The sequence below is a fragment of the Pseudomonas sp. PDM04 genome (genome assembly GCF_014851765.1).
In the GTDB taxonomy this organism is placed as follows: domain Bacteria; phylum Pseudomonadota; class Gammaproteobacteria; order Pseudomonadales; family Pseudomonadaceae; genus Aquipseudomonas.
Genome location: NZ_JACVAI010000001.1, coordinates 1,035,706 through 1,061,693, shown reverse-complemented (window position 1 = coordinate 1,061,693; position 25,988 = coordinate 1,035,706). Strand labels below are relative to the sequence as shown.

Below are 25,988 nucleotides of genomic sequence, written 5' to 3'. Positions count from 1 at the left end.
ATAGTTTTCTCAAGGGCCTAAACGGCAGTCGATACACGCCGATCAGCCAAAAGTTAGGGAGCGACTATTGTTGTTCAGGTAAATGCAGCAAACTTCTGCAGGTTTTTTTGTGCTGGTGCATCTTTTAGCCCATCGGCTGGATGCAATCCAGTGCGGTGGCAGATTATGCCCGAAGAGTGGATCGGACGGTCGCTGGTTGCGGCTTGAAGGTCGACGGTTCAATGGATGAGGCAAGGGAGCAAAATCAAATGAATGCACGACACCACACCCGATCGGGCTTGCAGGTCATCGTCCTGCTGCTGTTGGGCACCTTGCTGGCCGGTTGCGGCATCAACAACATTCCGACCCTGGACGAACAGGCCAAGGCCGCCTGGGGCCAGGTGCAGAACCAGTACCAGCGTCGTGCCGACCTGATCCCCAACCTGGTGGAGACCGTCAAGGGTTACGCCAGGCACGAGGAAGAAACCCTGACCGCCGTGATCGAGGCGCGGGCGAAGGCCACGTCCATCCAGGTGGATGCCAGCACCCTGGACAACCCCGAACGACTCAAGCAGTTTCAGCAGGCGCAGGACCAGTTGACCGGCGCCCTGAGCCGCCTGATGGTGGTGTCCGAGCGTTATCCGGACCTCAAGGCCAACCAGAATTTCCTGGCGTTGCAATCGCAGCTCGAAGGCACCGAGAATCGCATCGCCGTGGCCCGTCGCGACTTCATTCTGGCGGTGCAGAACTACAACACCGAAATCCGTACCTTCCCGGGGCGCTTGTGGCACACCGTGATGTACAGCAACCTGCCGATCCGTGAAACCTTCGAGGCCACCAGCCCTGGCGCCGAAAAAGCGCCTGAAGTGAAGTTCTGACCGGCCTGAAGCGTCACCACGGACGAGGTTGCCAATGCGCGTGTTGAAAGTGGGCCTGGTGCTGTTGCTATGGGTGTTTGCCCTGACGGCCCAGGCCGAGCTGAAGTTTCCCGAACTGACCGGGCGGGTGGTGGACAACGCCCGGATGATCGAACCGGCGGTGCGCGAGCAACTGACGCAACAGCTCGCCGCCCATGAAAGCGCCACCGGCGAGCAATTGGTGGTGGTGACGTTGCCGGACCTGCAGGGCGCCGAGATCGCCGATTTCGGCTATCAGCTCGGCCGCCATTGGGGCATCGGCCAGAAGGACAGGAACAACGGCGCGCTGCTGATCGTCGCGCGCGATGAGCGCAAGCTGCGGATTGAAGTCGGCTACGGCCTGGAAGAGCGCCTGACCGATGCGCAGAGTTCGGTGATCATCAACCAGGTGATCACCCCGGCGTTCAAAGCCGGCAACTTCAGCAAGGGCATCAGCGACGGGGTCGCGGCGATGCTGGTGGTGTTGGGCGGCAACCCGCTGGACGAGCCGTCGACCCTTTATGAGTCGAACGGTGACCAGGGCGACTTCGTGTCCCGGCATCCGGGGATTTTCGTGTTTCTGGTGATGCTGTTCATCCTGACGATTTTCGTCCTGCAGATGCTCGGCATCCTGCCGGCCGGCCGGGGAGGTTCAGGCGGTTCCGGTGGTGGCTTTGGCGGTGGTGGTTTTGGTGGCGGCGGGGGCGGCGGGGGCTTCAGCGGCGGCGGGGGCAGTTTCGGGGGCGGCGGGTCGTCGGGCGGCTGGTGATCACAATAATCGATGGGCACTTTCAGACATGGCATTACTGACCGAACACGAACAGCGCAAAGTCGCCGAGGCGATTGCCCGGGTCGAGCGTGACACCGACGCCGAACTGGTGACGGTACTCGCGGCCCGTGCCGACGATTATGCGTACATCCCGTTGCTGTGGGCCAGCCTGCTGGCGCTGGTGGTGCCGGGTGTCATGCATTACCTGACGGGATGGCTGACCATGAACAGCCTGCTGCTGGTGCAGTGGATCACCTTCATCGTGCTGTGCCTGCTGTTTCGACTACCGAAGGTCACCACGCACTTGGTCCCGCGTTCCGTGCGTCACTGGCGTGCCTCGAACCTGGCGCGTCGGCAGTTCCTGGCGCAGAACCTGCACCACACCGTGGGCAGCACCGGCATGCTGATTTTCGTCTGCGAAGCCGAGCGTTATGTGGAAATTCTGGTGGATGAGGGCATTTCCAGCCGGCTGGATAACCAGCACTGGGCGTCCATCGTTGCAGCCTTCACCCGGCAGGTGAAGCAGGGCCAGACGCTGCAGGGCTTCGTCACCTGCGTCGAGGCCTGCGGTGAGTTGCTCAAGGTGCATGTGCCGGTCACCCACGTGCGCAACGAGCTGCCCAATCGCCTGGTGGTCCTGGGCTGAACCCGGATTCCCCTGTGGGAACGCGCCGTTCGTAAATAACTGCGTGTCCTGAGCCGCCATCCCCCCTAAAATGCCCGCCATTCCCGATTCGCTCCGCCCGAGGCCGTTTTCTCCATGTCCGTCACCGCCACACCCGCCAGCCTCGCGCCGGACCACCACGCCCAGTTCATCGACCTGCTGCAAGGCAGCCTCGACGCCAACGCCTTCATCAAACTGGTGTTGGCCAAGTACGTAGGCGGCGAAGCGGACCTGCAGCGGCTGATCATCAAGCAACTGACGGTGAAGGATCAGCCGTGCCTGTCTTTCGTCTACCGCTACAAGACCCGTGACATCACCAAGAACCTGCCGCTGGCCGAAGGCGTGGCGAGCATTGCCGCGCTGTTGCCGACCTCGTTCAAAAATGCGCATTTGTTGTCGCTGACCGAGGAAGCCCAGCTCGAATACAGCAAAAAGGGCAAGTCTTCACTGTTCAAAAGCAAACCCCAGCAATTGCGTGAAGTGCCCTCCACCGGGCACAACCGCGAAAAAAACCGGTTTCTCGACCTCGGCCGGCCATTTCTCGCCGACCTCGGGGTGACGAACAGCCAGCATGAGCTGATCCCGGCGATGTCGCGCAAGTGGAAGCAGATCAACAAGTTCATCGAGGTCTTCAGCCATGCGCTGACGTCCTCGCCGCTGGCGCTGGACCAGCCGGTGCGGGTGGCAGACTTCGGCTCGGGCAAGGGGTACCTGACGTTCGCGATCCACGACTACCTGCGCAACACCTTGAACACCCAGGCTGAGGTGACCGGTGTCGAGCTGCGCGAAGACATGGTCACCCTGTGCAATGCCGCGGCCGCCAAGCTCGATCATCCGGGGCTGGTGTTCAAGTGCGGTGACGTGCGCAGCGTCGCGCCGAGCGAGCTGGAGGTGATGATCGCCCTGCATGCCTGCGACATTGCCACCGACTACGCGATCCACACGGGCATTCGGTCCGGCGCGTCGATCATCATGTGCTCGCCGTGCTGCCACAAGCAGATCCGCCTGCAAATCCAGAGCCCGGTGCTGCTCAAGCCGATGCTGCAATACGGCTTGCACCTGGGCCAGCAGGCGGAAATGGTCACCGACAGCTTGCGTGCGCTGTTCCTGGAAGCCTGCGGTTACGAGACCAAGGTGTTCGAGTTCATCTCACTGGAACACACCAACAAAAACAAGATGATCCTGGCGGTCAAGCGCGCCGAGCCGGTGGACCCGGCCCAGTTGCTGGTGAAAATCCGGGAACTGAAGGATTTCTACCGCATCACCGAGCATTGCCTGGAAACCCTGCTGCGCGCCGACGGTTTTCTCTAGTCCTCTGTCGAGCCTGCTGGCGAAAGGGCCGCCCCAGCCAACATTGTCGTTGACGGTCAGTCCGTCTTCGCGAGCAGGCTCGCTCCCCCATGAGGTTTCACTGCGGTCTTGCGACCGAGCATCACGGTGACGATGACCCCGACCGCAAACAGCCAGGTGATCGGCTCGACATGCTCGCCAAAAAACAGCGCTGAAAACGCGATGGTGAAGAAGATCTGCAGCAGCTGGATCTGGCTGACCCGGGCAATCCCGCCCATCGCCAGCCCGGCGTACCAGGCAAAGAAGCCGATGAACTGCGAGAACAGCGCGACGTAGCCGAACGCCCACCACGCCCTGGCCGAGACGTCGCCCTGGTGTTGCAGCGCCAGGTACAGCACCGGCCCGATCAATAGCGGCGTCGACAGCACCAGTGCCCAGCAGATCACCTGCCAGCCGCCCATTTCCCGGGCCAGCCGGCCACCTTCGGCATAGCCCAGGCCCCCCAGGCCAATTGCGCCGAGCATCAGCAGATCGCCCGCCTGAATGCTGCCGGCACCGCTGATCAGCGCGTAACCGAGTACCAGTGCACTGCCCAGCGCGGCGCAGGCCCAAAAGGCTTTCGACGGTCGTTCGTGGGACAGCCAGGCGGCGTACAGCGCCACGCACAGCGGTTGCAGGCCGTTGACCAGTGCGCCGTGGGACGCCGGCAAGGTTTGCATGGCCCAGGCCGAGAGCACCGGGAAACCGAGGATCACCCCTGCGATGACCAGGGTCAGGCCTTTGAACTGTTTCCAGGTCGGCCACTTTTCCCGGCGCCAGAGCAACAGGAGCGCGGCCGGAACCGCCGCGAACAGGGCGCGACCGAGGCCGTTCAACAGCGGGTGCAGTTCCTGCACGACCACCCGGGTAAAGGGCAGGGTGAGGCTGAAAATCACAACGCCCAGCAGGCCGAGGGCCATGCCGGTGTTTTCGCGCGAGGACATGATGGCAACCAGAATCAGGGTGACGGGGACAGTGTTCATCTAGCCATAAACCCGCGGCTTTTCGCTGTTACAGCTAGGTGCAGAGTTATCCGTACAGTTTGAGGGCCCCATCGCGAGCAGGGCTCGCTCCCACAAGGGTTAGGTGTCGTACGCAAGTCCAGTGTGGGAGCGAGCCTGCTCGCGATGAACGATAACGCGGTCCCGAGGTAGTAGCTGGTTATTACCCACCCCGCTGGATAAGGGCTACCTTGAATACTCCCAAGCATTTCCCAGAGGAGTCCTCCCCATGGCTGCCAAGAAAATCCTGATGCTGGTCGGTGATTACGTCGAAGACTATGAAGTGATGGTGCCCTTCCAGGCCCTGTTGATGGTCGGTCACACGGTGCACGCCGTCTGCCCGGACAAGTCCGCCGGCCAGACGGTGCGTACGGCGATCCACGACTTTGAAGGCGACCAGACCTACAGCGAAAAACCGGGCCACCTGTTTGCGTTGAACTTCGATTTCGCCCAGGTCGCGGAGGCCGACTACGATGCGTTGCTGATCCCCGGCGGTCGGGCGCCAGAATACCTGCGCCTGAACGAGAACGTCCTGGCGCTGGTGCGGGCTTTCGACAAGGCCGGCAAGCCGATCGCGGCGGTGTGCCATGGTGCGCAATTGCTCGCCGCGGCAGGCATTCTTGAAGGTCGCGAATGCAGCGCGTACCCGGCCTGTGCGCCGGAAGTGCGCCTGGCGGGCGGCAAGTTCGTCGATATCCCGGTGACGGAAGGTCACGTTCAAGGCAATCTGGCCACTGCCCCGGCGTGGCCGGCGCATCCGAGCTGGCTCGCCGGCTTCCTTGGCCTGCTGGGCACCCGAATCACGCTGTAGCGAGGGACGTTTGCATGTGCGAGCTCTACGTCAAGGCCGATCCGATTCTCTACGAGTCGCGCTCCCGCTCGCTGCGCATCTGCGGCGTGGTGACCACGTTGCGGCTGGAGAATCAATTCTGGGACATCCTCAGCGAAATTGCCGAGGTCGACGGCATGACCACCAACCAGCTGATCGCCAAGCTGTATGAAGAGGTGATGGACTATCGCGGCGAAGTGGTGAATTTCGCCTCGTTCCTGCGGGTCAGTTGCATGCGATATCTGTCGCAGCGCCGGGTGCAGGCGCCGGAGTTGTCGGTGGTGCGGGCGGCGGCGAAGTAACGTAGGCCGACTCAGGCCCCGAACGATCGGTGCACCTTCCCATGAGGCAGGCGTGGCGAAACCGCGCGGACGGTCTTTACTGTCAGGCAACGTTCACTGGATCAATCCACAGGAGCAACACCATGTCCGGATGGTATGAGTTGAGCAAAACCAGCATTGGCCAGTTTCGCTTCGTGCTGAAGGCGGCAAACGCCGAAACCATTCTGAACAGCGAGCACTACACCACCCGCAGCGCCGCGGAAAACGGCATTGCCGCGGTGCAGAAGAACAGCCCGCTGGATGAGCGCTACGAGAAAAAGATCACCAAGGACGGTCATCCGTACTTCAACCTCAAGGCGGCCAACCACGAAATCATTGGCAGCAGCGAAGCCTATTCTTCCGAGGCGGCACGGGACAAAGGCATCGCCAGTGTCAAGGCCAATGGCCCGACCACGGTGATCAAGGACAAGACCTTGCCGGTGCTGTAAAGACCCTGGGAGCGAGCCTGCTCGCTCCCATCCGTCGACTTAAACCTCGACAGGAACCGCCAGCTTCGGATCGCCCAGCGCATGGGTCTTTGAATCGAAGAAGCGCAGTTCTGATCCGGTCCCCTCGAACACCTTCGTATAGTGCCGCTTCTGGTGCTGGATAAACGCCTTGCTGCGCGGGTAGATCGAGATCGCCACCCGTGCCGGTTTTGCCTGGCGCAACGCGTGAATAAGGTGGCTGTCCTGCTCCCCCAGCGCATGCCCGAAGAGGCACAACCCTTCGCCATGCGCCAGTAACTGCTCATAGCAGAACGACAGGTAATCCGAACTGCGAATGGTCTTGAGCTTGTCGGCGCTCGCCCCTTCGTTGATGAACAGCGGCACATCGTCCAGCGTCTTGATCGTGTTGTTGATCGCAAAGCTGCCGAGCAACGTCGCCTCGGTGGAGGTCAGTTTGCGCGCCGTGCCGTCCTGGTTGCGCACCAGGTGCAGGCCGCCGTGCAGGTACAGCACGCGGGTTTTATCGGTAGCCGTGGCGCTCAGGTCAAAGCCCGGCTCGGCGCCCTGGAACAGATCGTCGAGGGTGCCGGGCTGATGCTGGAGCGCCCAATGGGTGAGCAGATCGTAGTTGCTGCTGAACACCGTCCGGTAGCGTCCCAGCTCCTGATTGATGGTCGCCAGTGTTGCGGGCTGCACCAGTCGCCAGGGAATGTGCACGGCGTGCACACTGTTGATCAGTGCTTCCTTGATCGCGTAGTAGCGATTGCGCGGTGCGGCGGAACTGACGGCCAGGGCCTTGTTCACCCGGCTGGTGGTTTTCAGCGCGCCCAGCACCTGCTCGAAACTGCGAGTCTGCAAGGCATCGAACACACTCAGTTCGGAGGGGCTCAGCGGCTTTTCTTCGACGGTGCGGGCGTTTTCGAACAGCGAGTCATAGCCGAAGTCGTCCCACACCGCGCGACTGGCGCCGTTGCCCAGCAGCAAGCCGCTGAACGAGGCGCTGGCGCGCAGTGCGTTCCAGTCTTCAAGCTGGGCATCGACATCCTGGAAATCGGTCATTGCGTGGTCGTCTCAAAAAGCCAAAGGTCAGATGGGTGGCGACTTTATCACGACCCGTCCTTGAGCCAGATCAAGTCAATCATTGGCCGATGGGTCGATGCTGTCGGTGGCCGCCGGATCGAACAGGCGATACGGCCCAGACCTGGAGACTCGCGCATGAGCAGCACCTTTTTCATCCCCGCCGTGAATATCATGGGCAACGGTTGCCTTGACGAAGCAATGGACGCTATCCGCAACTACGGCTTTCGCAAGGCGCTGATCGTCACCGACGTGGGGCTGGCCAAGGCCGGGGTGGCGGCGATGATTGCCGAAAAACTGCGGATGCGCGACATCGACTCGGTGATTTTCGACGGCGCCAAGCCCAACCCCAGCATTGCCAACGTCGAGAGCGGCCTGGGCCTGCTCAAGGAAAGCCACTGTGATTTCGTGGTGTCGTTGGGCGGCGGTTCGCCCCATGACTGCGCCAAAGGCATTGCCTTGTGCGCGACCAACGGCGGGCAGATCCGCGATTACGAAGGCGTCGATCAGTCGAGCAAGCCACAACTGCCGCTGATCGCCATCAACACCACCGCCGGTACCGCCAGCGAGATGACCCGTTTCTGCATCATCACCGACGAAACGCGCCACGTGAAAATGGCCATCGTCGACCGCAACGTCACGCCGCTGCTGTCGGTCAACGACCCGGCGCTGATGGTGGCCATGCCCAGGAGCCTGACCGCCGCCACCGGCATGGACGCGCTGACCCATGCCATCGAAGCCTATGTGTCCACCGCAGCCAACCCGATCACCGACGCCTGCGCGTTGAAAGCGATCACCCTGATCAGCAACAACCTGCGCCTGGCGGTGCGTGACGGCAGCGATATTGAAGCCCGGGAGAACATGGCGTACGCGCAATTTCTGGCCGGCATGGCGTTCAACAACGCGTCGTTGGGTTACGTGCACGCCATGGCTCACCAATTGGGCGGTTTCTACGACCTGCCCCATGGCGTGTGCAACGCCGTGCTGCTGCCCCATGTGCAAAGCTTCAACGCGATGGTCTGCGCCGATCGTCTGACCGATGTCGCCCATGCCATGAGCGCCGACATCCGCGGCTTCAGCCCGGAAGAAGGGGCCCAGGCCGCCCTGTCGGCGATCCGCAGCCTGGCCAGGGACGTCGAGATTCCTGCCGGCCTGCGGGCACTCGGCGCTCGCCTCAATGACATCCCGACCCTGGCCAGCAACGCCTTGAAAGACGCCTGTGGCCTGACCAACCCGCGTGCGGCGGATCAACGCCAGATCGAGGAGATTTTCCTCAGCGCGTTCTGACCCGAGCCAGCCCCGAACACCCATGGATGGATCGGGGGCGGCAGCGTTTTGGGTGAAAGGGCACCCTGTGGGAGCGGGCTTGCTCGCGAAGACGGTGGGGCAGGCAAATGTGCACCGACTGACACGGCGCCTTCGCGAGCAAGCCCGCTCCCACACGGGGATTCGGGAACAGCACTCGCGCGATTGATCCAACCCCATTAGGATCGAGCCGCCGATATCGCCCAAAACCCGAGGTGCCCCAGCTTGCTCTCCGGCCTCAATCACCTGACCCTCGCAGTCACCGACCTGGCTCGCAGCGTGGCGTTCTACTGCGATCTGCTGCAACTCCGGCTCCACGCCACGTGGGACGACGGCGCCTATTTATCGCTGCCCGGCCTGTGGCTGTGTCTTTCCCGGGATCCGCTGCGCAACGCCGCGCCCGCCGCCGATTACACCCATTACGCCTTTACCTGCGACGCCACGGACTTCCCGTCGCTCGTCGCCGGCCTTCGTGCCGCCAATGTCCCGGCGTGGCGCGACAACCGCAGCGAAGGCGACTCGTTCTATTTCCTCGACCCGGATGGCCACAAGCTCGAAGTGCATGTCGGGGATCTGGCGTCGCGCCTGGTGGCCTGCCGGCAGCAGCCGTATGCGGGAATGAAGTTCTTCGACGAGCAGTGAGTCGATTTCCCGAGAGCTGATATAGACTTGCGCCCACTCACCCGTCCGTTCGAAAGGATTTTCCCGATGACCCCCTCGCTGTTGATGGCCGTTCTCGCCTCGGGTTTCATCTATGGCATCACGCCTGGGCCGGGTGTGCTGGCGGTGTTCGGCATTGGCGCGGCGCGCGGGCGACGGGCCGGGGCCGGCTTTTTGTGCGGGCATTTGCTTGGCGACGTGGTCTGGTGCAGCACGGCGCTGATCGCGATTGTCGGTGCACGGGAAATCGGCAGTACCGCGTTTGACGTGCTGGGCGTGCTCAGCGGCTTGTACCTGTTCTGGCTCGGGCTGCGCGCCGTGCGGGCCAGACGCAGCAGCGCCGAGCAACCCCAGGGCCCGGCACGGCAACCGTTCTGGCATGGCGTGCTGTTCGGCCTGACCAACCCCAAGGCGTATCCGGTGGCGGTGGCGACCTTCACCGCGCTGCTGTCCAGCCGGGCAGAACTGCTGCACTGGGCGATGCTGCCGTGGCTGATCGTCCTGAGCTTCGTCGGTGGCCTGGCGGCCTACGCGATCCTTGTTGGCATTGTCGGTGCGCGGCAGGTCCGCAGCCTTTATCAACGGCATGAGCTACTGATCACCCGGTTGTGCGGGGTGATGTTCATCGGCTTCGCCATCAACGCCCTGGTGCATGCCCTGCCGGGGCTGATGCCGAACAAGGCTTGAGGCATGACCACCAGGAACTCCGCGCCGCTGGCGAGTTATATCGATCTGCTGCTGGACGCCGTTTGTGCGGTGGATAAGCAGGGCCGCTTTGTGTTTGTCAGCGCGGCCTGCGAGCGTATTTTCGGTTATGCGCCGGACGAGCTCATCGGTCAGCCGATGATCGAAATGGTGCATCCCGCCGATCGGCAGCGCACGCTCGACGCCGCGCGGGAGATCATGGGCGGCGAGCCCAAGCTCAATTTCGAGAACCGCTACCTGCGCAAGGATGGCCGGGTGGTGCACATCCTGTGGTCGGCGCGCTGGTCGGAAGTCGATCAGTTGCGCATCGCCGTGGCTCGCGACATCACCGACCGCAAGCAGGCCGAGTCCCGCCAGGCGGCGTTGTATGCGATTTCCGAAGCGGCCCACGCAGCGGAAGACCTGTTGGCGTTGTTCAGGCGCATCCACCTGATCATTGGCGAATGGCTGCCGGCACTGAATTTCTCCGTCGCGCTGTATGACGAACACGGCGCCCGGATCAACTTCCCTTATCACGTCGACGACCACGAACAACAACCCGAACAGCCCGGAACGGCCACCGGGCGGCTGTGCGCCGAAGTGATCCGCAGTGGCCAGCCAATCCTGCTGACGCCGGGTCAGGAGGGTGCACCGCCGGGGTTCGAGCAACTGGTCGCAGGCCAGCAGGCGCCGTGCTGGCTGGGCGTGCCCTTGAACTCGCAGAAAGGCACCATCGGCGCGTTGATCGTTAAAAGCGTGGCCGGCGGCCAGCGCTATACCGAGCAGGACAAGGAAATGCTGCAATTCGTCTGTGCCCAGGTCGCGACCGCGATCGAGCGCAAGCAATTGCACGCACGGCTGCAGCACATGGCTCAATATGATCAACTGACCCAGCTGCCGAACCGCGAGCTGCTGCGTGATCGGCTCAAGGCCTCGCTGACCCTGGCCAGACTGGACGGCGGGCGCATGGCGCTGCTGTACGTCGACCTGGACCGCTTCAAGGAGGTCAACGACACCCACGGTCATGCGGTCGGCGACATGCTGTTGCAAGCGGTGGCCAATCGGCTCAAGGGCTGCGTGCGCGAAACCGACACCGTGGCGCGCATCGGCGATGATGAATTCGTGGTGCTGCTGCACAGCATCCGGGCGGCAGAAGACGCCGACAGTGTCGCCGCCAAGATCCGTGTGGTCCTTGCACAACCCTTGCGGCTGGAGGGCCACAGTCTGCACATCCAGCCGAGCATTGGCGTGGCTCATTTCCCCGAACACGGCACCGAGGAACAGCAGTTGTTCCGTCATGCCGACGAGGCCATGTACTGCGCCAAGCGGCAGCAGCATCTCGGTGACAAGATCTGAGCGCGCCGCGCCGTTCGTCGCTTCATGCCGTGATTTTTCTAAACCTTTGCCGTGATGAAAATTCTCAACTAAGGCGGGCTCCTGCTCGCCGCGATCATCACCAAGAGGTAGAGAATCATGCCTAACTCAAGAAACTCGAACTCGGGCAATTTCGCCAACGATCGAACCAAGGCGTCTGAAGCGGGTCGCAAAGGTGGGAAAACTACCACCACGACCGTCGATAAAGAGCCTTCGAAACCCGACATGGGCCGCAAAGGTGGTCAGAAATCCAAGTAGTGGTGACAGTAGTTTTGATTGAGAGGCGGGAGCGAAAGCTCCCGTTTGAATGTTCACTGAAGGAGGGCGCGACCATGAGCTGGATGGCCACCCCATTACGCAACGCCGGTTTTGCCACGTTACTGGGCCTGTTTGCCTGCAATGCCTTTGCCCAGTCCCCTGCCGAATTCATCAACGATGCCTCGGCCAAAGGCATGGCGGACATCGAAGCCAGTCGCCTGGCGCACCAGAAATCCGAATCCCGGGAGGTCAAGGATTACACCATCGTGGTGATCAACGACCGCACCACCGCCAACCAGCACCTGGCCAAGATCGCCAAGCAACTGGATCTGCCCGTGGCCCCACGGGAAGAAGTGGTCGACAAGGCCAAAGCCCTGATGCCTGAAGTGAAGGAAGGCGCGACATTCGACAAGGCCTACGCCGCCAGTCAGGTCAAGACCACCCAGGAAGCCATCGAGCAACTGCAACAGCAGGCGCAGACCACCGACATCCCGGAAATCAAGGCCTTCGCCGAAGAAACCCTGCCCAAGCTGCAAAACCACCTGCAGATGGCCAAGGCGTTGCAAGCCACTCGGTAATCCCACTCGATAGCCTGAGACACCCACGGCGCCTGACTGACATCAGGCGCCGTTTTTTGTGCTCAGCAATCGTTCATGTCGATTTTTTTCTTGCTACTGGTCGCCAGGCCCGCCAGCGCGTGCACCTCGTTTTCGCCCATGCTGCGGTAGTGTCTGCGCAGCGCCTCCAGTTGCTTGAGATCGAGCAGTTCCAGTCCCAGCATGGCGTTCTGCGCTTCCTTGTTCACCCGCAGCAACTCGTCGATTTTCAGGTGCAGGATGTCAGTGTCGCGGTTCTGCGTATTCTGGATCAGGAACACCATCAGAAAGGTGATGATCGTGGTGGAGGTATTGATGATCAGCTGCCACGTGTCGTTGTAATCAAAAATCGGCCCGCTCAACCCCCACAACCCAATGAGAATCAACGCCCCCATGAAGGTCTTGGGGCTACCGGCCCACAGGGCGAGCTTCTGCGAGATCTTTGCGAATTTCATTGCCGTGTTCCTTATAGGGATGCGCTTGAAGGTGAGACAGCGCGGGCGGGATGAAAATTCTGCTTACATTTGCAGCCTTGAGGAGCGGGCAAGGCGCGCTTGAACAGGTATGGTAGCGAACCGGTATTTCGCACCGACAGGAGAACCCGATGACCTGGTCTGCCAAACAATACGTTGCCTTTGAAGATGAACGCACACGCCCGGCGCGTGACCTGCTGGCGGCCCTGCCGCCGGGGGACGTGCGTTCGGCCATCGACATCGGGTGCGGCCCCGGCAATTCGACCCAGTTGCTGGTCGAGCGCTTCAGCGGCGCCGCGGTGCGTGGCGTCGACAGTTCTGCCGACATGATCGAGGCGGCCCGCCAGCGCCTGCCGCAGGTGCAGTTCGACACCGTCGATATCGGCAGTTGGAACGACAGCGGCCCGTTCGACGTGATTTTCGCCAACGCGGTGCTGCAATGGCTGCCCGATCACGACACATTGTTGCCCTCGCTGGTCGCGCGCCTGACCGAAGGCGGCAGCCTGGCGATCCAGATGCCCGACACCCTAGACCAACCGTCCCATCGCCTGATGCGCGAAGTAGCGGCCGATGGCCCATGGGCCGGCAAGTTGGCCGATGCCGCCGGACAACGCACGGACATCGCCAGTGCCAGCGATTATTACTCGATGCTCAAACCGCACTGTTCGAGGGTCGATGTATGGCTGACCACTTACCACCACCCGCTGGCACAAGGCGCTTCAGGCGTGGTCGAGTGGTTCAAGGGCAGCGGTTTGCGGCCGTTTCTGCAGCCGCTCGATGACACGGAAAAAACACAGTTCCTCAAGCAATACCTTGCCGCCGTCGAGCAGGCGTATCCGGTGTTACCGGATGGCTCGGTGCTGCTGCCGTTTCCACGGTTGTTCATTGTTGCGACGCGCTGATGCCAGAAACGGACCGATCACATCATCGGTCCTTTCTGTTGCTGCTCAGGTACTCGAAAAGAAACGACGCAAAGCCGAACAACCCAATCATTGAAACGATCATGAGCCCCAACTCCGAGTTTTCCATGCTGATCTCCGTGTGGAAGGTGAGCGGGGAGAGTAGGGGATCCGCCGGCGGAAGGGGCGCCGAGATACGCCGTGTTTATGCGCTTGCGAGGAAGTTTACGAGGTCTATACGGCAGGCCGGATCCTGCTCATGAAAACCGGCTGCAGGGAGCCGGTTCGAGCAGGGTTGAACCCGGCACATCAGCGCTGTTGCAGCACCTTGAGGGCCGCCGAAGCCAGAAAGCCTGAACGGCTTTTCTCCTCGGGATGATTCAAGACGTATTCGTCGATGCGGTTGAGCAAGTAGCCCGGTAGCGTAATGTTCAGTTTCTGGGCTTTGCCCAGATACCTGGTGACATCGATGTCCACCACTGCCCACGTGCATCCAGCGTACTGCGGGTTGGCAGCATGCAGCGTAACCTTGTTCGCGGGCGGGATCGGTAGACCGTCTTCGGCCAGAATCTCGAAATGCCCTTCAATGGCTTCGCGCGCCATGGTCATTGCATCATCCAGGTCGTCACCTGCAGAGAAGCACCCCGGGATATCCGGCACTTCAACGCCCCAGGCGTGTTCTTCATCGCCCATCGAAATCGCAATCGGGTAAAGCATGTTGATCGTCCTCCAGAGACGCCACGCATGTGTCAGAGCAGCGCCTGTTGCAAAATACTCACGGCCGTTTTTTTAAGCAGGTCCTTTTTCGGATGGGGAACTGTCACCAACCCAGGCTTGCTCGGATGCTTGAAATGATGATGACTGCCTCTGATTCGAACCAGATACCAGCCATCCGCAACGATTTGGCTTATCAAAAAACGGCTATTCACATCACCTCCGTGTGGTGTGATTCGGTGGTTACTATACCTACTCATTTCCTATGGTCAACACTATAACCACCGAACGGTTCAATGCGAGAAGGTACGGTGGTAGTGATGGAGTTTAGGAGGGGGTGGGGGGCGCAGGGCCTTGTCAGCCGTGTTCTGTATTGCAGGGTTTTGCCAGGTAAGCACTGGAGGCAAGCCCGCGATTGATTTGAGCCCAAAGCAACGCGTTTGGCGGCCAGAGGTGTTCAGGCAAATCCCGGACATAAAAAAACCGGCCATCAAGGCCGGTTTTTTCTTACCTGCATCCCCCGTCGAAAGTGACGTGGGAGCAAAATTTTGTGGAGCGGGTAGAGGGAATCGAACCCTCAACTAAAGCTTGGGAAGCTTTCGTTTTGCCACTAAACTATACCCGCTCAGAGCGGGTGACTTTGTACCAGATGCGCGCCCGGAATTGAAGTTTTTTTCTTTGTATTTCCCTCAACTGACGGTCATTCGCGAGCAAGCTCGCTCCTACAGCGATTCCGTTAACGCTGTAGGGCAAAGGCTGCTCGCGATGACGCTGTTTCAGATGGCCAATGCATGGTGGTCCTGGACGAAGTGGTAACGCGTTCGGCTGGCTTGCGGCTCAGGCTTCAGGAAGTCGAGCAGTGCGTTGCGGCTGTCCCGGCAAGCGGCTTTGTGTTCCATGTCGAGAAAGTGGCCGGTCGCTTCCACAGTGGTGAACGTGGCGTGTTGCACATGGTTGGCGAATAACCGGGCGTCGCTGGCGGCGGTGTATTCGTCCCATTCGCCGTTCATGAACAGCACTGGCACGTTGACTTTCTTCGCCGCGTTCAAATAGCACTGGCGATCGCTGTGCAACACGTCGTTGATGTGGAAGTGCATCTGCCCGTATTCGTGCTCGGCCAGAGAGCTGACGTGGCGGTAGTTGAAGCGCTTGAACAACGATGGCAGGTGCTTGCCGATGGTGTCGTTCACCAGCTGCCCGACCCGGTCGCCGTCGCGGCTGCCCAGGTAGTCGACGCCGCGCTCGAGGTAGTCGAGCATGTGCGCGTTGATCACCGGGGAAAACGAGCTGATCACGGCTTTTTCGATGCGCCGTGGCCGCTGTGACAAGGCGGTCAGGGTCGCGGCGCCCCCCCAGGAAAACGACAGCACGTGTTCGGCGGCGAAGTGGTCGATCAGCTCCAGGAGGATCTGCCCTTCGATTTCCTTGGTGAGCATTTTCTCATGCAGGTTGTGGGGCTTGGACTTGCCCGCGTAGGGCTGGTCGTAGCACACCACGTTGAACTGCGGATGGAGGTTTTTCACGGTTTGTGCAAACGACGCAGTCGTGGCCATCGAGCCGTTGACCAGAATAATGGTCTTTTCTGCGGCGTCTGCGCGATAGAACTCCGTGTAAACCCGATACTGACCCTGTATATCCAGCACAGCGATTTCTGGCCTCATGTCATAAGACTCCTGGCAAGCGGGTATGCGCGCAAATGAGATTGCACGAGCTTTGTGACAGGTAGGCATATGCCTGGAATGTTGCGGGCCCATGTCGATCCATTGCAGTCCGGTCGACGGGTGTTGTTATTGGCGGGCAGTCTGTCGGCCTGAGGCGGAGCCTGATGGCTCTCTAACCGACAAAAAGTTTCTTAGAGGTATGGGGTGACTCATCGGTCACATTTTGGCCGACGTCCTGATTCAAGCAGGGGGGCCGTGATCGCGCAAGTGCCGTTGGTAAATTGTTCGACAACATCTGCTGAGCGGTCGTCTGCTTAGATCAATTGGATCTCATCGGTGCGCAGGGGACGGTACTCGCCCGGTTTTAGTGCGCTGTCGAGCACCAGCGGGCCCATGGATTCGCGGTGCAGGCGCAGCACTTTGTTATCGAAGTGGCCGAACATGCGCTTCACCTGGTGGTAACGGCCTTCGACGATGCTCAGGCGCGCCGACTTCGGCCCCAGCAGCTGCAATTGCGCCGGCTGCGTGGTGAGGTCTTCGAAAGCGAAATACAGGCCCTCGGTGAACTTCAGCGCATAGTCCGGACCGATCACCTGCTCGGTCTCGACGTAATAGACCTTGGGCAGTTTGGTCTGCGGCTGGGTCAGGCGTCGTGACCAGCTGCCGTCATTGGTGATCAGCATCAGGCCGGTGGTGTTGAAGTCCAGGCGCCCGGCGATGTGCAGGTCGTGCTTGTCCGGCTCGTCGATCAGGTCGAGCACGGTCGGATGCTGCGGATCGCGGGTGGCGCTCACGCAGCCGGGTGGTTTGTGCAGCATGAAATAGCGCGCAGGCTTGCCGGCCTGCAGCAGCTCTTGGTCGACCTCGACACGGCTGAATTCCAGTACCTCGGCGTGCGGATCGCTGACGATTTTCCCGTCGACGCGCACGCGCTTTTCCACCAGCAACAGGCGAACCTGCTTGCGGTTGAAGCGCGGCAGGTTGCTGAGGAAACGGTCAACGCGCATGAAGGGAAATCGACAGGAAAGGGCCGCGCATCTTACGCGATCGGCCGGGCGCTTGCTTACAGCTGCGCTTCGACCTGCGCGCAACGCGGGCACAGGCAGGCGACGTCGCGCAGTTCGGCCGGCAGCGCTTCGAGGACTGCCGGGTCGATGCTGACGCCGTAGCACCAGCAGGGCCGGTCGGCGGTGCGCGGGTCGGCCAGGGTGCAGTCGTTGGCGGCGCCGCAGGCCGGGCAGAATTCGGGTTTGTTCATGTCGGTTCAGGCATAACTGGTCTGGGGCATTTCCGCGCAGGTGCGGTTCCGGCCGGATTGCTTGGCCCGGTACATCGCATGATCGGCCCGGGAGATGAGGGTGTGCAAGGTCTCATTCGGTTGCAACGTGCTGAGGCCGATGCTGACCGTCAACTGCAAGGCCTGCCCGTTGTAGCTGTAACGCTGCTGTTCGACATGGTGGCGGATTTTCTCGGCGATCTTCAGGCCGGTCTCACCGTCGGTGTCCTTGAGTAGCACGATGAATTCTTCGCCACCCCAGCGGCAGACGATGTCGGCGTGGCGCAGGCAACTTTCCAGGTCGCGGGCAAAACCGACCAGCACCTGGTCGCCGGCCAGGTGACCGTAGGTGTCGTTCAGCACCTTGAAGTGATCCAGGTCCAGCAGCATCGCTGTCAGCGGCTGTGGCTCCCGGTGCGCCTCTTGCAGCGCCTGCGCCGCCAGCAGGTCGAAGCCGCGACGATTGGGCAGCTCGGTCAGGCTGTCCAGCGTCGCCTGCGTCTGGATCTTGCCCTGATAGCGCCCGATCACCCGGTTGAGCAGGACCAGGACGATCAGGGTGACGACCAGGCAGATCAGCAGGTTGAGGTACAGCGACTGGCGGATTTCACTCAAGGCGCCATCTTCGCGCTTGTCGACGAACAGGTACCAGTTCAGCTCCGGGATGAACCGCACGTTGAGGAAATGTCCGTGGCCCTGGCCGGAGTATTCATAGCTGCCGCTGTGAGGGTTGGGCAGCTGGCTGACGAGGTTCTTCATGCTCTCGATTTCGCCCAGGGTCTGGCCGATGTGCGCACCTTGCGGGCCGCCATCGGCGCCGGTCAGCACCAGGCGGCCGAAGTTGTCGACGAAAAACACGCTGCGCTGATAACGCTGCTGGTATTTGTCGATCAGCTTGATCACCGCATCGACGGTCAGGCCGACGCCCGCCGCGCCAATGAAACGGTTGTCGTAGTCGAAGACCTTGTAGTTGATGAAGAAGGTCAGGTTGTCGCGGTTGGCCAGGTCCGGGTCGACGTTGATCTCGTAGGGATCGGCCATGTCACGCACGCGGAAGTACCAGGCATCGCGCGGTTCATCGACTCGGACCTGCTTGAGCACGCCTTTGGCGTGGTAGTAGGTCAGCGTGGAATTGGAGACGAAGAACGCGGTGTAGGCGCCGTAGTGGGTCATGACCTCGTTGAGGTAGCGGGTCATTTGTTCGGGGTTTTGTTCGCCCCCGACCACCCAGTCGCGCATGAAGGTGTCACGGGCCATCATCGAGGAAATCAGGATCGGCCTGACGAGGTCTTTCTGGATTTCGGAGTACACCGTGTCCGACGTCAACGGCAGTTCGGTGTTGACGATGTTGTCGCGGATCGAGGCGCGCGAGGCGTAGTAGCTGAGCAGGGACGTGGCGAGAAAGCCGGCGCCCAGCAGCGCGATCAGCGTGAGCACCAGCGAACGTTGCGTATACAGCGGCGAGTGAAGCGGCATGGCGAATCCGTTGGCAATGACTCCGTGATCAGCATTCTAGTGGCACTGCGCGGAAAAAACTGCGGGATTTGCAGGGTGAATCGGCACGGATCGGGTCTTACCGGATCCTTGTGGGCGCGGGCTTGCTCGCGAATGGGCCTGGCAGGCGACAGCCTGCCGAATGTCAGACCGCCTTCGCCAGCAAGCCCGCTCCCACAGCACGGATCACTGGGCCAGGTAGGCGCGCCATCCGCCCAGATGACTGATGTTCACCGCGCCCTCCAGTCCATACTGCTCACAGATGAAGCCGCTTTCCCAACGGCCATCGGCCAGTTGCACCTTGCCCAGGCCGAGCGGCGCCGGAATGCCGGTCAGGAACGAACCCAGTTCGCTGCTCGGCAACTCCCAGACCTCCACCGCAATCGCCACGCCACCTTCCCTGACCCGCACCATGCCCGGGCGAAACGGTGGGCCGCCGGCCAGGGCATGGAGTTGATAGTCCGGCGAGCTGAAGGTGGTCTCGACCAGCGTCGCGCCACGCCGCTTGAGTTGCCAGTTCAGCGCCAGCCCGTCCAGGTGCGCGCCGCACACCACCAGACGCGCGCGGTCGTGGCGGGCGACGGCGCTGGAAGCCGGCGCCGATGAGCCACATTGGAACGCCTCCGCCACGCTCAACAGGTACTGATCGGTAAAGGCCCGGCCAAACAACGTCACGCCCCAGGGCAGGCCATTGCCCATGAAACCGCTCGGCACTGCGACGGCGGCGTAGTCGAGCAGGTTCATGAAGTTGGTGTAGTAACCCAGTTCCGAGTTGCGCAGCACCGGCTCGGCTTCCAGCTCGGCCAGCGTGACGGGCCGACCGATGGTGGGCGTGACGACGCAATCCAGACCTTCCAGGGCCTGGTCGCACTGGGCTTCCAACGCTTGCAGTCGATACTGCGCTCGGAATGTCTGCACACCGCTCACGGCGGGTGCCTTGGCCAGCACGGCCTGGATCACCGGCAGCACCGCTTGCGGATTCTGTTCCATCAACTCGCCCGCAACGCTGTAGCGCTCAGCCACCCATGGGCCTTCATAGAGCAAGCGTGCCGCTTCGAAGAACGGCGTCATGTCCAACTCGATCGCTTCGCCCCCCAGGGATTCGAGCTGATCGACGGCTTGAGCAAACAACCGTGGCCCTTCGGTGCAACCGAAGAACTCCAGGTCCTGGGCACGCGGCACGCCGAAGCGGAAAGGGCGCGGCGTACCGAACGCCGAGCCGTCATTCCACAGCGGGTTGCGGCGACTGTATGCGTCCTTCGGGTCGAAGTGGGCGGTGAGCGCCAACAACTGGCTGGCCTCCCGGGCGGTGGCGGTAAAGGTCGTGACGCAATCCAGCGTGCGGCACGCCGGCAGCACGCCGGCGGTGGAGATCAGGCCCTTGCTGGCCTTCATCCCCACCAGATTGTTCAGCGCGGCGGGCACGCGCCCGGAGCCTGCGGTGTCGGTGCCCAGGGAAAAGCTCGCGACCCCCAGCGCCACGGCCAGCGACGAGCCGGCACTCGAGCCGCCCGAGGGATACTCCGCCAACACGCTGTTGGGGCAGGCGCCATAGGGCGAGCGACTGCCGTTGAGGCCGGTGGCGAACTGGTCGAGGTTGGTCTTGCCCAGCGGAATCGCGCCCAGTGCCAGCAGTTGCTCGACGATGGTCGCCGACGCCTGCGGCACATAGGCAAACGCCGGGCACGCCGCCGTGGTGGGGATGCCCGCCAGATCGATGTTGTCCTTGATCGCGAACGGCACACCGTACAACGGCAGGCTGTCGAGGTCACGGTCGTCGAGTGCGGCGAGGTACGGTTCCAGTTCCTCGACACTGAGCAGGTGAATGAACAGGTGATAGTCGGGGTTCAGCGCTGCGGCTTTTTCGCGCAGGGCCAGCAGCAGTTTTCGGGGCGTGGTGCTGCCGTCGCGGTAGGCGCTGCGCAGGGCGTCGAGTTGCAAATTGAAGTTCATGGGGTCAGTCCTGTTCAAAGGGGTTCAGTCGAGTGCCAGCACCACGACGCGCTGTCCGGCGCGTACCGCCGAACCCGGTTGCACGCGGATCTCGCGCACCACGCCGGCCATCGGCGCCAGCAGTGGAATTTCCATCTTCATCGACTCCAGGATCACCAGCACATCACCGGCGGCCACGCGGCTGCCGACCTGCACCTGGACTTGCCAGAGGTTGCCGGCAATGTGGCTGTCGACGCTCATTTCACCGCTGGCCAGGGGGGCGTCCTCGGTGGTGGGCGGCGCCGCTTCCTCGCTGTCGAAATGCGCCTGGCCGCTGGCGATCCAGCGCTCGCGCTCGGCGTTGAACGCGCCTTGTTGGCGGGTGCGAAAGGCGGCAATGGTCTCGGCCTCCCGGGCGAGGAAGGCCTGGTAGTCGGCGAGGTTCAGCTGACTGTGCTCGATGTTCAGGTCGAAGCGCTCGAGCGGGAAATCGCGACGAATGCGCAGCAATTCATCGGCACTCACCGGGTAGAAACGGATCTGGTCGAAGAAGCGCAGCAGCCACGGCTTGCCATCGAACGCGGCGACTTCGCGGTAGCGGTTCCACATTTGCAAAGTCCGACCGACGAACTGGTAACCGCCGGGGCCTTCCATGCCGTACACGCACATGTAGGCGCCGCCGATGCCCACCGAGTTTTCGGCGGTCCAGGTGCGGGCCGGGTTGTACTTGGTGGTCACCAGGCGGTGCCGTGGGTCGAGCGGGGTGGCCACCGGCGCACCGAGGTACACGTCGCCCAGCCCCATCACCAGGTAGCTGGCGTCGAACACCGTGCGCTGCACTTCATCGAGGTTCGGCAAATCGTTGATGCGGCGGATGAACTCCAGGTTGCTCGGGCACCAGGGCGCGTCCTTGCGCACGGTGGTCATGTATTTTTCGATGGCCAGCTGGCAGGCCGGGTCGTCCCAGGACAGCGGCAGATGGACGATGCGCGACGGCACTTGCAGGTCCCGGGCGGCGCACACCGCGTCCCATTCGCCGGCGACGATGCCGAGCAGGTCGGCGAGCGGCAGTTGTTCGGGCTGGTAGTGCACTTGCAGCGAACGAATGCCCGGCGTCAGGTCGATCACGCCGTGCAGCTGTTTGCCTTGCAGCGCCTGCATCAGGGCATGGGCGCGAAAGCGCAGGACGAGGTCCAGTTCGGGATCGCCGATTTCCAGCAGCAGGTGCGTGTCACCCGACAGCCTTGCGACCAAACGTGTGTCTCCCTGACCCAACTCCAGCACCACCGGCAACATAAGCCCCTGTGGGAGCGAGCCTGCTCGCGATGAAGTGGACGCGGTGTCAGGGCTGGCCCCATCGCGAGCAGGCTCGCTCCCACAAGGGGCGTTCCAGTTCAAGGCGAGGCTGCGGGCGGTTGCGAGATCGACGGGGACAAACTGCACCTTGTCCCCAGCCTTCAGTTGGCCAAGTTGCCACAGATCCGCCTCGATCACCGTCACCGGACAGACGAACCCGCCCAGGCTCGGTCCGTCCGGCCCGAGGATCACCGGCATGTCGCCGGTGAAGTCCACCGCGCCAATGGCGTACGGGTTGTCATGGATGTTCGACGGATGCAGGCCGGCTTCGCCGCCGTCGGCGCGCACCCATTGTGGCTTTGGTCCGATCAGGCGAACGCCGGTGCGACTGGAGTTGAAATGCACTTCCCAGCGGGTGTCGAAGAAGGTGCCGATGTAGTCTTCGGTAAAGTATTCCGGCGCGCCGTGAGGGCCATAGATCACCCGGATCTGCCGAACGGCCGGTAACACGGTGACCTGTTCGTCGGACAGTTGTCGGCCGGCGCTGCGGTCGGCCAGGGCCGGCAGATGCAAGATGTCCCCGGCGCGCAGGGCACGACCGCCGTGGCCGCCAAACTGGCCGAGGGTGAACGTGCTTTTGCTGCCCAGGTAATCCGGCACCTGCAGGCCACCACGCAGGCACAGGTAGCTGCGTGCACCCGCACCGGCGAGGGTGCCCAGGCTCAAGGTGGCCCCGGCGGGAATCAGCAGCGCGGTGTTCATCGCGACCGCTTGGCCATTCAGCGTCAACGGGATTGCGGCGCCGGTCACTGCCACCACCGCTTCGCAATTGAAACGCAGCAACGGCCCGCTCATGGTGATTTCCAGCGCGGCGGCGCCTTCCTCATTGCCCAGCAACAGATTGCCCAGGCGCAATGCGCGGCTGTCCATCGGCCCCGACGGCGGCACGCCGACGGCCCAATAGCCGAGGCGGCCGGGATAGTCCTGAACGCTGGTCTGGGTGCCGGCGCCAAGCACTTCAAAGGTGTTGGCACGATAGACCAGGTCTTCCAGGCAGCGGGTCCATGGCTGGCCGCTGGCGAACGGCGTATCGAGGACAATCTGGCGCAGGTAGTCGCGGTTGGTTTCCACGCCGTAGAGCACGCTGGCGCCCAGAGCCTGATGCAGGTCGGCACGGGCTTGCTCGCGAGTCGGTGCCCAGCAGATGACCTTGGCGATCATCGGGTCGAAGTAGGGTGGAATCTCGCAGCCGGCCTCGACCCAGGTGTCGATGCGCAGTCGCTTGCCGTCGGCGACAGGGAAATCGACGGCCGTGAGCAGGCCCGGACTCGGCTGGAAGTCACGGCCCGGGTCTTCGGCGTACAGGCGCGCCTGAATCGCATGGCCGTTGGCGTTCAAACCCTGGCCCAGGACGCTCAGGGGCGGCAGGTCACCGGCCGCCAGTTCGATCATCCAGCGCACCAGGTCGACGCCCCACACCTGTTCGGTGACTCCGTGTTCGACCTGCAGGCGGGTGTTCACTTCCAGGAAGTAGAAGCGCTGGTCTTCGCTGTCGAAGACGAATTCCACGGTGCCGGCGCTGCGGTAGTTCACCGCTTTCGCCAGTTTGATCGCCGCCGCGCACAGGGCTTCGGCCATGCCGTCGGGCAGGTTGGGGGCCGGGGTTTCCTCGAGGACTTTCTGGTTGCGGCGCTGCACCGAGCAATCGCGCACGCCGAGGGCAATCACCTCGCCGCGACCGTCGCCGAACACCTGCACTTCGAGGTGACGGGCACGCTGGATGTATTTCTCGATGAACACCCCGGCGTCGCTGAAATTGTTCTGGCCGAGGCGTTTCACGGCGTCGAAGGACTCGCCCAGCTGCGCCGCGTCGCGGCACACCCGCATGCCGATGCCACCACCGCCGGCGGTGCTCTTGAGCATCACCGGGTAACCGATCTGTTCAGCGGCCTTCAGCGCGGCGTCGAGGCTGTCGAGCAGTTCGGTGCCTTCGAGCATCGGCACGCCGTGTTGTCTGGCCAGGGCGCGAGCGGTGTGCTTGAGGCCAAACACGCGCAGTTGCTCCGGCGTCGGGCCGATGAACGCGATGTCGGCGGCTTCGCAGGCTTCGGCGAACGCGGCGTTTTCCGAAAGGAAGCCGTAGCCGGGATGGATCGCCGTGGCGCCAGTGGTTTTGGCAATTGCGAGGATTTTCTCGACCGCGAGATACGTGCCGGCCGCCGCGCCTTCACCGAGGCTGTGGGCTTCATCCGCTTGCAGGATGTGCAGGCTGGCGGCGTCGGCTTCGGAGTACACCGCCACGCCGTTGACGTGCAGGTCGCGCAGGGTGCGCAGGATGCGGCAGGCAATGGCGCCACGGTTGGCAATCAGGACTTTTTCGAACATGGCATAACCCCTGGAGGGGATGCGGGCCGTCCCGCAGTTTTTCGATCAGCGCCGGGGTCGTCCCTGGCGGGAAACGCTCTTCAAACCATCGTTGGCTCCTTGGGGAAGCGAGCCCGCACGCGATGGCGTCGGCACATTCCTCCGTGAGGTCGCCTGATACACCGCTATCGCGACCAGGCTCGCTCCCACAGGGGAAAAACCGTAGGGGTCTTATTTTTTCAGGCACTGCCCCGAACGCGCCTGGCACAGGACGAACAACCAGCGACGCAAGCGCACCATTTTCAGTTCCATACCAGCAGCTCCGCAGGCGTCGGGTTGTAGGCGTTGCAGGGGTTGTTCAATTGCGGGCAGTTGGAGATCAGCACGATCACGTCCATCTCCGCCCGCAGGTCGACGTACTTGCCCGGCGCCGAAATGCCGTCTTCGAAGGTCAGGCCGCCGTCGGCGGTGACCGGCACGTTCATGAAGAAATTGATGTTCGGCCCGATGTCGCCCTTGCCCAGGCGACCGTCGTGGACGCAGGCGCGCAGGTAGTTGTCGCGGCAGCTGTGCATGTAGCGTTTTTCCAGGGCGTAGCGCACGGTGTTGCTCTCTTGTGCGCAGGCACCGCCGAGGGTGTCGTGACGTCCGCAGGTGTCGGCGACGATGGTCAGCATCGGTTTGCCGAGGTTGGAATACAGCACGCTGCCGGTGCTCAGGTAGACGCTGTTCTGCCGGCGCAGGGTGCGCTGCACGTCGTAGCGCTCCTTGGGGTTGGCGACGCTGTAGAACAGGGTGTCGACCGCCTGGTTGCCTTCCAGGTCGAGGATGCGCAGGGTCTGGCCGGCCTTGACCTCCATCAGCCAGGGTTCGCCGGCCGGGATGGTGGCGCGGTAGACCGCTGTTTCCGGGAGCTTTTGAGCGGTGGCGATTGCAAGTGACATGGCAGCGATCCTCAGGCGAACAGGCGGTCGGTGTTGATGAAGCCGCGCTCGTTTTCCGGGCGCGAGGTACGGCAGTGTTCGGCGACGCTGGCGTCGGCGTTCATCCAGCTCAGCTTCAGCGGTTTGGGGGCGTAGTCCGGCGACGGGTCCATCGGGTGTTGCAGCGCGGTCAGCACCACCAGGGTGTCCATGGGCGCATACAACTCGATATAGTCGCCGGCCCTGGAATGGCCTTCGACGAAGTGGAAACGCCCGGCCTCATCGACATTCACCCGGCTGAACAGGTTGAGGGTCATCAGCAGGTCCGACAGGCCCAGGCCCCACTTGCCCAGCTCCACCAGCAGGTTGTCGGTGCCGTTGCGGAAGAAGCCGTTGCGCAGCTCCTGGTAGCGCCCGGCACCGTATTTTTCTGCGACTTCCTCAGCGCACAGCACACCGCCGAGGCTGTCGCTCCAGCCGCAGGTGTCGGCGGTGATCGCCGCCAGCACTCGACCCATGTCCGAATACAGGCAGTGGCCGCGGGTGAGCTTGGCGGTGTGTTGGCATTTGAGGCTGTCGGGCAGGTTCAGGCGTTCGGTTTTTTCGTTGGCGTTGAGCAGCGTCAGGCTGACGTTGGCGCCGCCGCGCAGGTCGGTCAGGCGCAGCAGTTGGCCGCGCTTCAGGACGAAGGAGCGATGGCCGCCACCGGGCAGGGTTTCTTCGGCGAAGGGCGGGAACAGTTGGGTCGAATCGGTCATGGGAAAAC

Annotated in this window: 27 protein-coding genes and 1 tRNA gene; 14 read left to right on the top strand and 14 right to left on the bottom strand. The window is 62.4% G+C overall.

The genetic code is table 11. The features are described from left to right. Positions 1-248 precede the first annotated feature (248 nt). The 4 genes from IB249_RS04965 to IB249_RS04950 all read left to right on the top strand — a co-directional run bounded on the left by IB249_RS04965 (position 249) and on the right by IB249_RS04950 (position 3,619). Complete coding sequence (locus IB249_RS04965; RefSeq protein WP_192302377.1) at positions 249-857, top strand: LemA family protein; 609 nt, start codon at positions 249-251, stop codon at positions 855-857. A 34-nt stretch (positions 858-891) separates the two neighbouring features. After that, on the top strand, positions 892-1,644 hold the full coding sequence (locus IB249_RS04960; protein WP_192302376.1) for a TPM domain-containing protein: 753 nt from the start codon (positions 892-894) through the stop codon (positions 1,642-1,644). Positions 1,645-1,672: 28 nt separating this feature from the next. Beyond that, positions 1,673-2,290: a TPM domain-containing protein gene (locus IB249_RS04955; protein ID WP_192302375.1), complete on the top strand. Its 618-nt coding sequence runs from the start codon at positions 1,673-1,675 to the stop codon at positions 2,288-2,290. Between the two features lie 114 nt (positions 2,291-2,404). Next, a complete protein-coding gene (locus tag IB249_RS04950) occupies positions 2,405-3,619 on the top strand; it encodes a class I SAM-dependent methyltransferase (protein WP_192302374.1) in 1,215 nt (404 codons plus the stop codon). 56 nt (positions 3,620-3,675) lie between these two features. Here IB249_RS04950 and IB249_RS04945 read toward each other — a convergent pair whose 3' ends face one another. Beyond that, positions 3,676-4,581, bottom strand: coding sequence for a DMT family transporter (locus tag IB249_RS04945; RefSeq protein ID WP_192302853.1), 906 nt, complete (start codon positions 4,579-4,581; stop codon positions 3,676-3,678). Between the two features lie 286 nt (positions 4,582-4,867). Here IB249_RS04945 and IB249_RS04940 point away from each other — a divergent pair, with 286 nt between their 5' ends. From IB249_RS04940 to IB249_RS04930, 3 genes are all read left to right on the top strand, one after another. Next, positions 4,868-5,449 carry a DJ-1/PfpI family protein gene (locus tag IB249_RS04940; protein ID WP_192302373.1) on the top strand — a complete coding sequence of 194 codons (582 nt, stop codon included), beginning with the start codon at positions 4,868-4,870 and terminating at the stop codon, positions 5,447-5,449. Between the two features lie 14 nt (positions 5,450-5,463). Further along, entirely contained in the window at positions 5,464-5,769 is a 306-nt protein-coding gene (locus tag IB249_RS04935) for a ribbon-helix-helix domain-containing protein (RefSeq protein WP_192302372.1), read from the top strand. A 122-nt stretch (positions 5,770-5,891) separates the two neighbouring features. Continuing rightward, positions 5,892-6,236, top strand: coding sequence for a YegP family protein (locus tag IB249_RS04930; protein ID WP_192302371.1), 345 nt, complete (start codon positions 5,892-5,894; stop codon positions 6,234-6,236). Positions 6,237-6,275: 39 nt separating this feature from the next. On the opposite strand, the gene IB249_RS04925 is transcribed toward IB249_RS04930, so the two are convergent. After that, positions 6,276-7,295, bottom strand: a complete 1,020-nt coding sequence (locus IB249_RS04925; RefSeq protein WP_192302370.1) for a DUF4917 family protein — start codon at positions 7,293-7,295, stop codon at positions 6,276-6,278. Between the two features lie 156 nt (positions 7,296-7,451). Here IB249_RS04925 and yiaY point away from each other — a divergent pair, with 156 nt between their 5' ends. From yiaY to IB249_RS04895, 6 genes are all read left to right on the top strand, one after another. Further along, positions 7,452-8,600: an L-threonine dehydrogenase gene (gene yiaY / locus IB249_RS04920; protein ID WP_192302369.1), complete on the top strand. Its 1,149-nt coding sequence runs from the start codon at positions 7,452-7,454 to the stop codon at positions 8,598-8,600. Between the two features lie 243 nt (positions 8,601-8,843). After that, positions 8,844-9,260, top strand: coding sequence for a fosfomycin resistance glutathione transferase (gene fos / locus IB249_RS04915; protein ID WP_192302368.1), 417 nt, complete (start codon positions 8,844-8,846; stop codon positions 9,258-9,260). Between the two features lie 66 nt (positions 9,261-9,326). Beyond that, positions 9,327-9,965 (top strand): LysE family translocator, encoded by a 639-nt coding sequence (locus IB249_RS04910; protein WP_192302367.1) that lies wholly within the window; start codon positions 9,327-9,329, stop codon positions 9,963-9,965. A gap of 3 nt (positions 9,966-9,968) precedes the next feature. Further along, a complete protein-coding gene (locus tag IB249_RS04905) occupies positions 9,969-11,318 on the top strand; it encodes a diguanylate cyclase domain-containing protein (protein ID WP_192302366.1) in 1,350 nt (449 codons plus the stop codon). Between the two features lie 117 nt (positions 11,319-11,435). Next, positions 11,436-11,594, top strand: a complete 159-nt coding sequence (locus IB249_RS04900) for a KGG domain-containing protein (protein ID WP_157712152.1) — start codon at positions 11,436-11,438, stop codon at positions 11,592-11,594. Between the two features lie 74 nt (positions 11,595-11,668). Next, complete coding sequence (locus IB249_RS04895) at positions 11,669-12,172, top strand: DUF4142 domain-containing protein (protein ID WP_192302365.1); 504 nt, start codon at positions 11,669-11,671, stop codon at positions 12,170-12,172. 62 nt (positions 12,173-12,234) lie between these two features. Here IB249_RS04895 and IB249_RS04890 read toward each other — a convergent pair whose 3' ends face one another. Continuing rightward, positions 12,235-12,645 (bottom strand): low affinity iron permease family protein, encoded by a 411-nt coding sequence (locus IB249_RS04890; protein WP_192302364.1) that lies wholly within the window; start codon positions 12,643-12,645, stop codon positions 12,235-12,237. A gap of 149 nt (positions 12,646-12,794) precedes the next feature. Between IB249_RS04890 and tam the strand changes: the two genes are divergently transcribed. Further along, complete coding sequence (tam, locus tag IB249_RS04885) at positions 12,795-13,565, top strand: trans-aconitate 2-methyltransferase (protein WP_192302363.1); 771 nt, start codon at positions 12,795-12,797, stop codon at positions 13,563-13,565. Positions 13,566-13,871: 306 nt separating this feature from the next. Here tam and IB249_RS04880 read toward each other — a convergent pair whose 3' ends face one another. The 11 genes from IB249_RS04880 to IB249_RS04830 form a co-directional block, all read right to left on the bottom strand. Next, the gene (locus IB249_RS04880; RefSeq protein WP_192302362.1) at positions 13,872-14,279 is read right to left on the bottom strand and encodes a type II toxin-antitoxin system HicB family antitoxin; all 408 of its coding nucleotides are present in this window, start codon (positions 14,277-14,279) and stop codon (positions 13,872-13,874) included. A 32-nt stretch (positions 14,280-14,311) separates the two neighbouring features. Then, positions 14,312-14,491, bottom strand: coding sequence for a type II toxin-antitoxin system HicA family toxin (locus IB249_RS04875; RefSeq protein ID WP_192302361.1), 180 nt, complete (start codon positions 14,489-14,491; stop codon positions 14,312-14,314). A gap of 336 nt (positions 14,492-14,827) precedes the next feature. Further along, positions 14,828-14,901 (bottom strand) — tRNA-Gly (locus IB249_RS04870). A gap of 151 nt (positions 14,902-15,052) precedes the next feature. Next, the gene (locus IB249_RS04865; protein WP_192302360.1) at positions 15,053-15,937 is read right to left on the bottom strand and encodes an alpha/beta fold hydrolase; all 885 of its coding nucleotides are present in this window, start codon (positions 15,935-15,937) and stop codon (positions 15,053-15,055) included. Positions 15,938-16,251: 314 nt separating this feature from the next. Then, positions 16,252-16,944 (bottom strand): pseudouridine synthase, encoded by a 693-nt coding sequence (locus IB249_RS04860; protein WP_192302359.1) that lies wholly within the window; start codon positions 16,942-16,944, stop codon positions 16,252-16,254. Between the two features lie 56 nt (positions 16,945-17,000). Continuing rightward, entirely contained in the window at positions 17,001-17,195 is a 195-nt protein-coding gene (locus IB249_RS04855) for a cysteine-rich CWC family protein (RefSeq protein WP_192302358.1), read from the bottom strand. Positions 17,196-17,201: 6 nt separating this feature from the next. Next, on the bottom strand, positions 17,202-18,689 hold the full coding sequence (locus tag IB249_RS04850) for a sensor domain-containing diguanylate cyclase (RefSeq protein WP_192302357.1): 1,488 nt from the start codon (positions 18,687-18,689) through the stop codon (positions 17,202-17,204). Positions 18,690-18,893: 204 nt separating this feature from the next. After that, positions 18,894-20,660, bottom strand: coding sequence for an allophanate hydrolase (gene atzF, locus IB249_RS04845; protein WP_192302356.1), 1,767 nt, complete (start codon positions 20,658-20,660; stop codon positions 18,894-18,896). A gap of 24 nt (positions 20,661-20,684) precedes the next feature. Next, entirely contained in the window at positions 20,685-24,320 is a 3,636-nt protein-coding gene (gene uca / locus IB249_RS04840; protein ID WP_192302355.1) for an urea carboxylase, read from the bottom strand. A 281-nt stretch (positions 24,321-24,601) separates the two neighbouring features. Then, positions 24,602-25,243: an urea amidolyase associated protein UAAP2 gene (locus IB249_RS04835; protein ID WP_192302354.1), complete on the bottom strand. Its 642-nt coding sequence runs from the start codon at positions 25,241-25,243 to the stop codon at positions 24,602-24,604. A gap of 11 nt (positions 25,244-25,254) precedes the next feature. Further along, on the bottom strand, positions 25,255-25,980 hold the full coding sequence (locus IB249_RS04830; protein ID WP_192302353.1) for an urea amidolyase associated protein UAAP1: 726 nt from the start codon (positions 25,978-25,980) through the stop codon (positions 25,255-25,257). Positions 25,981-25,988 lie beyond the last annotated feature (8 nt).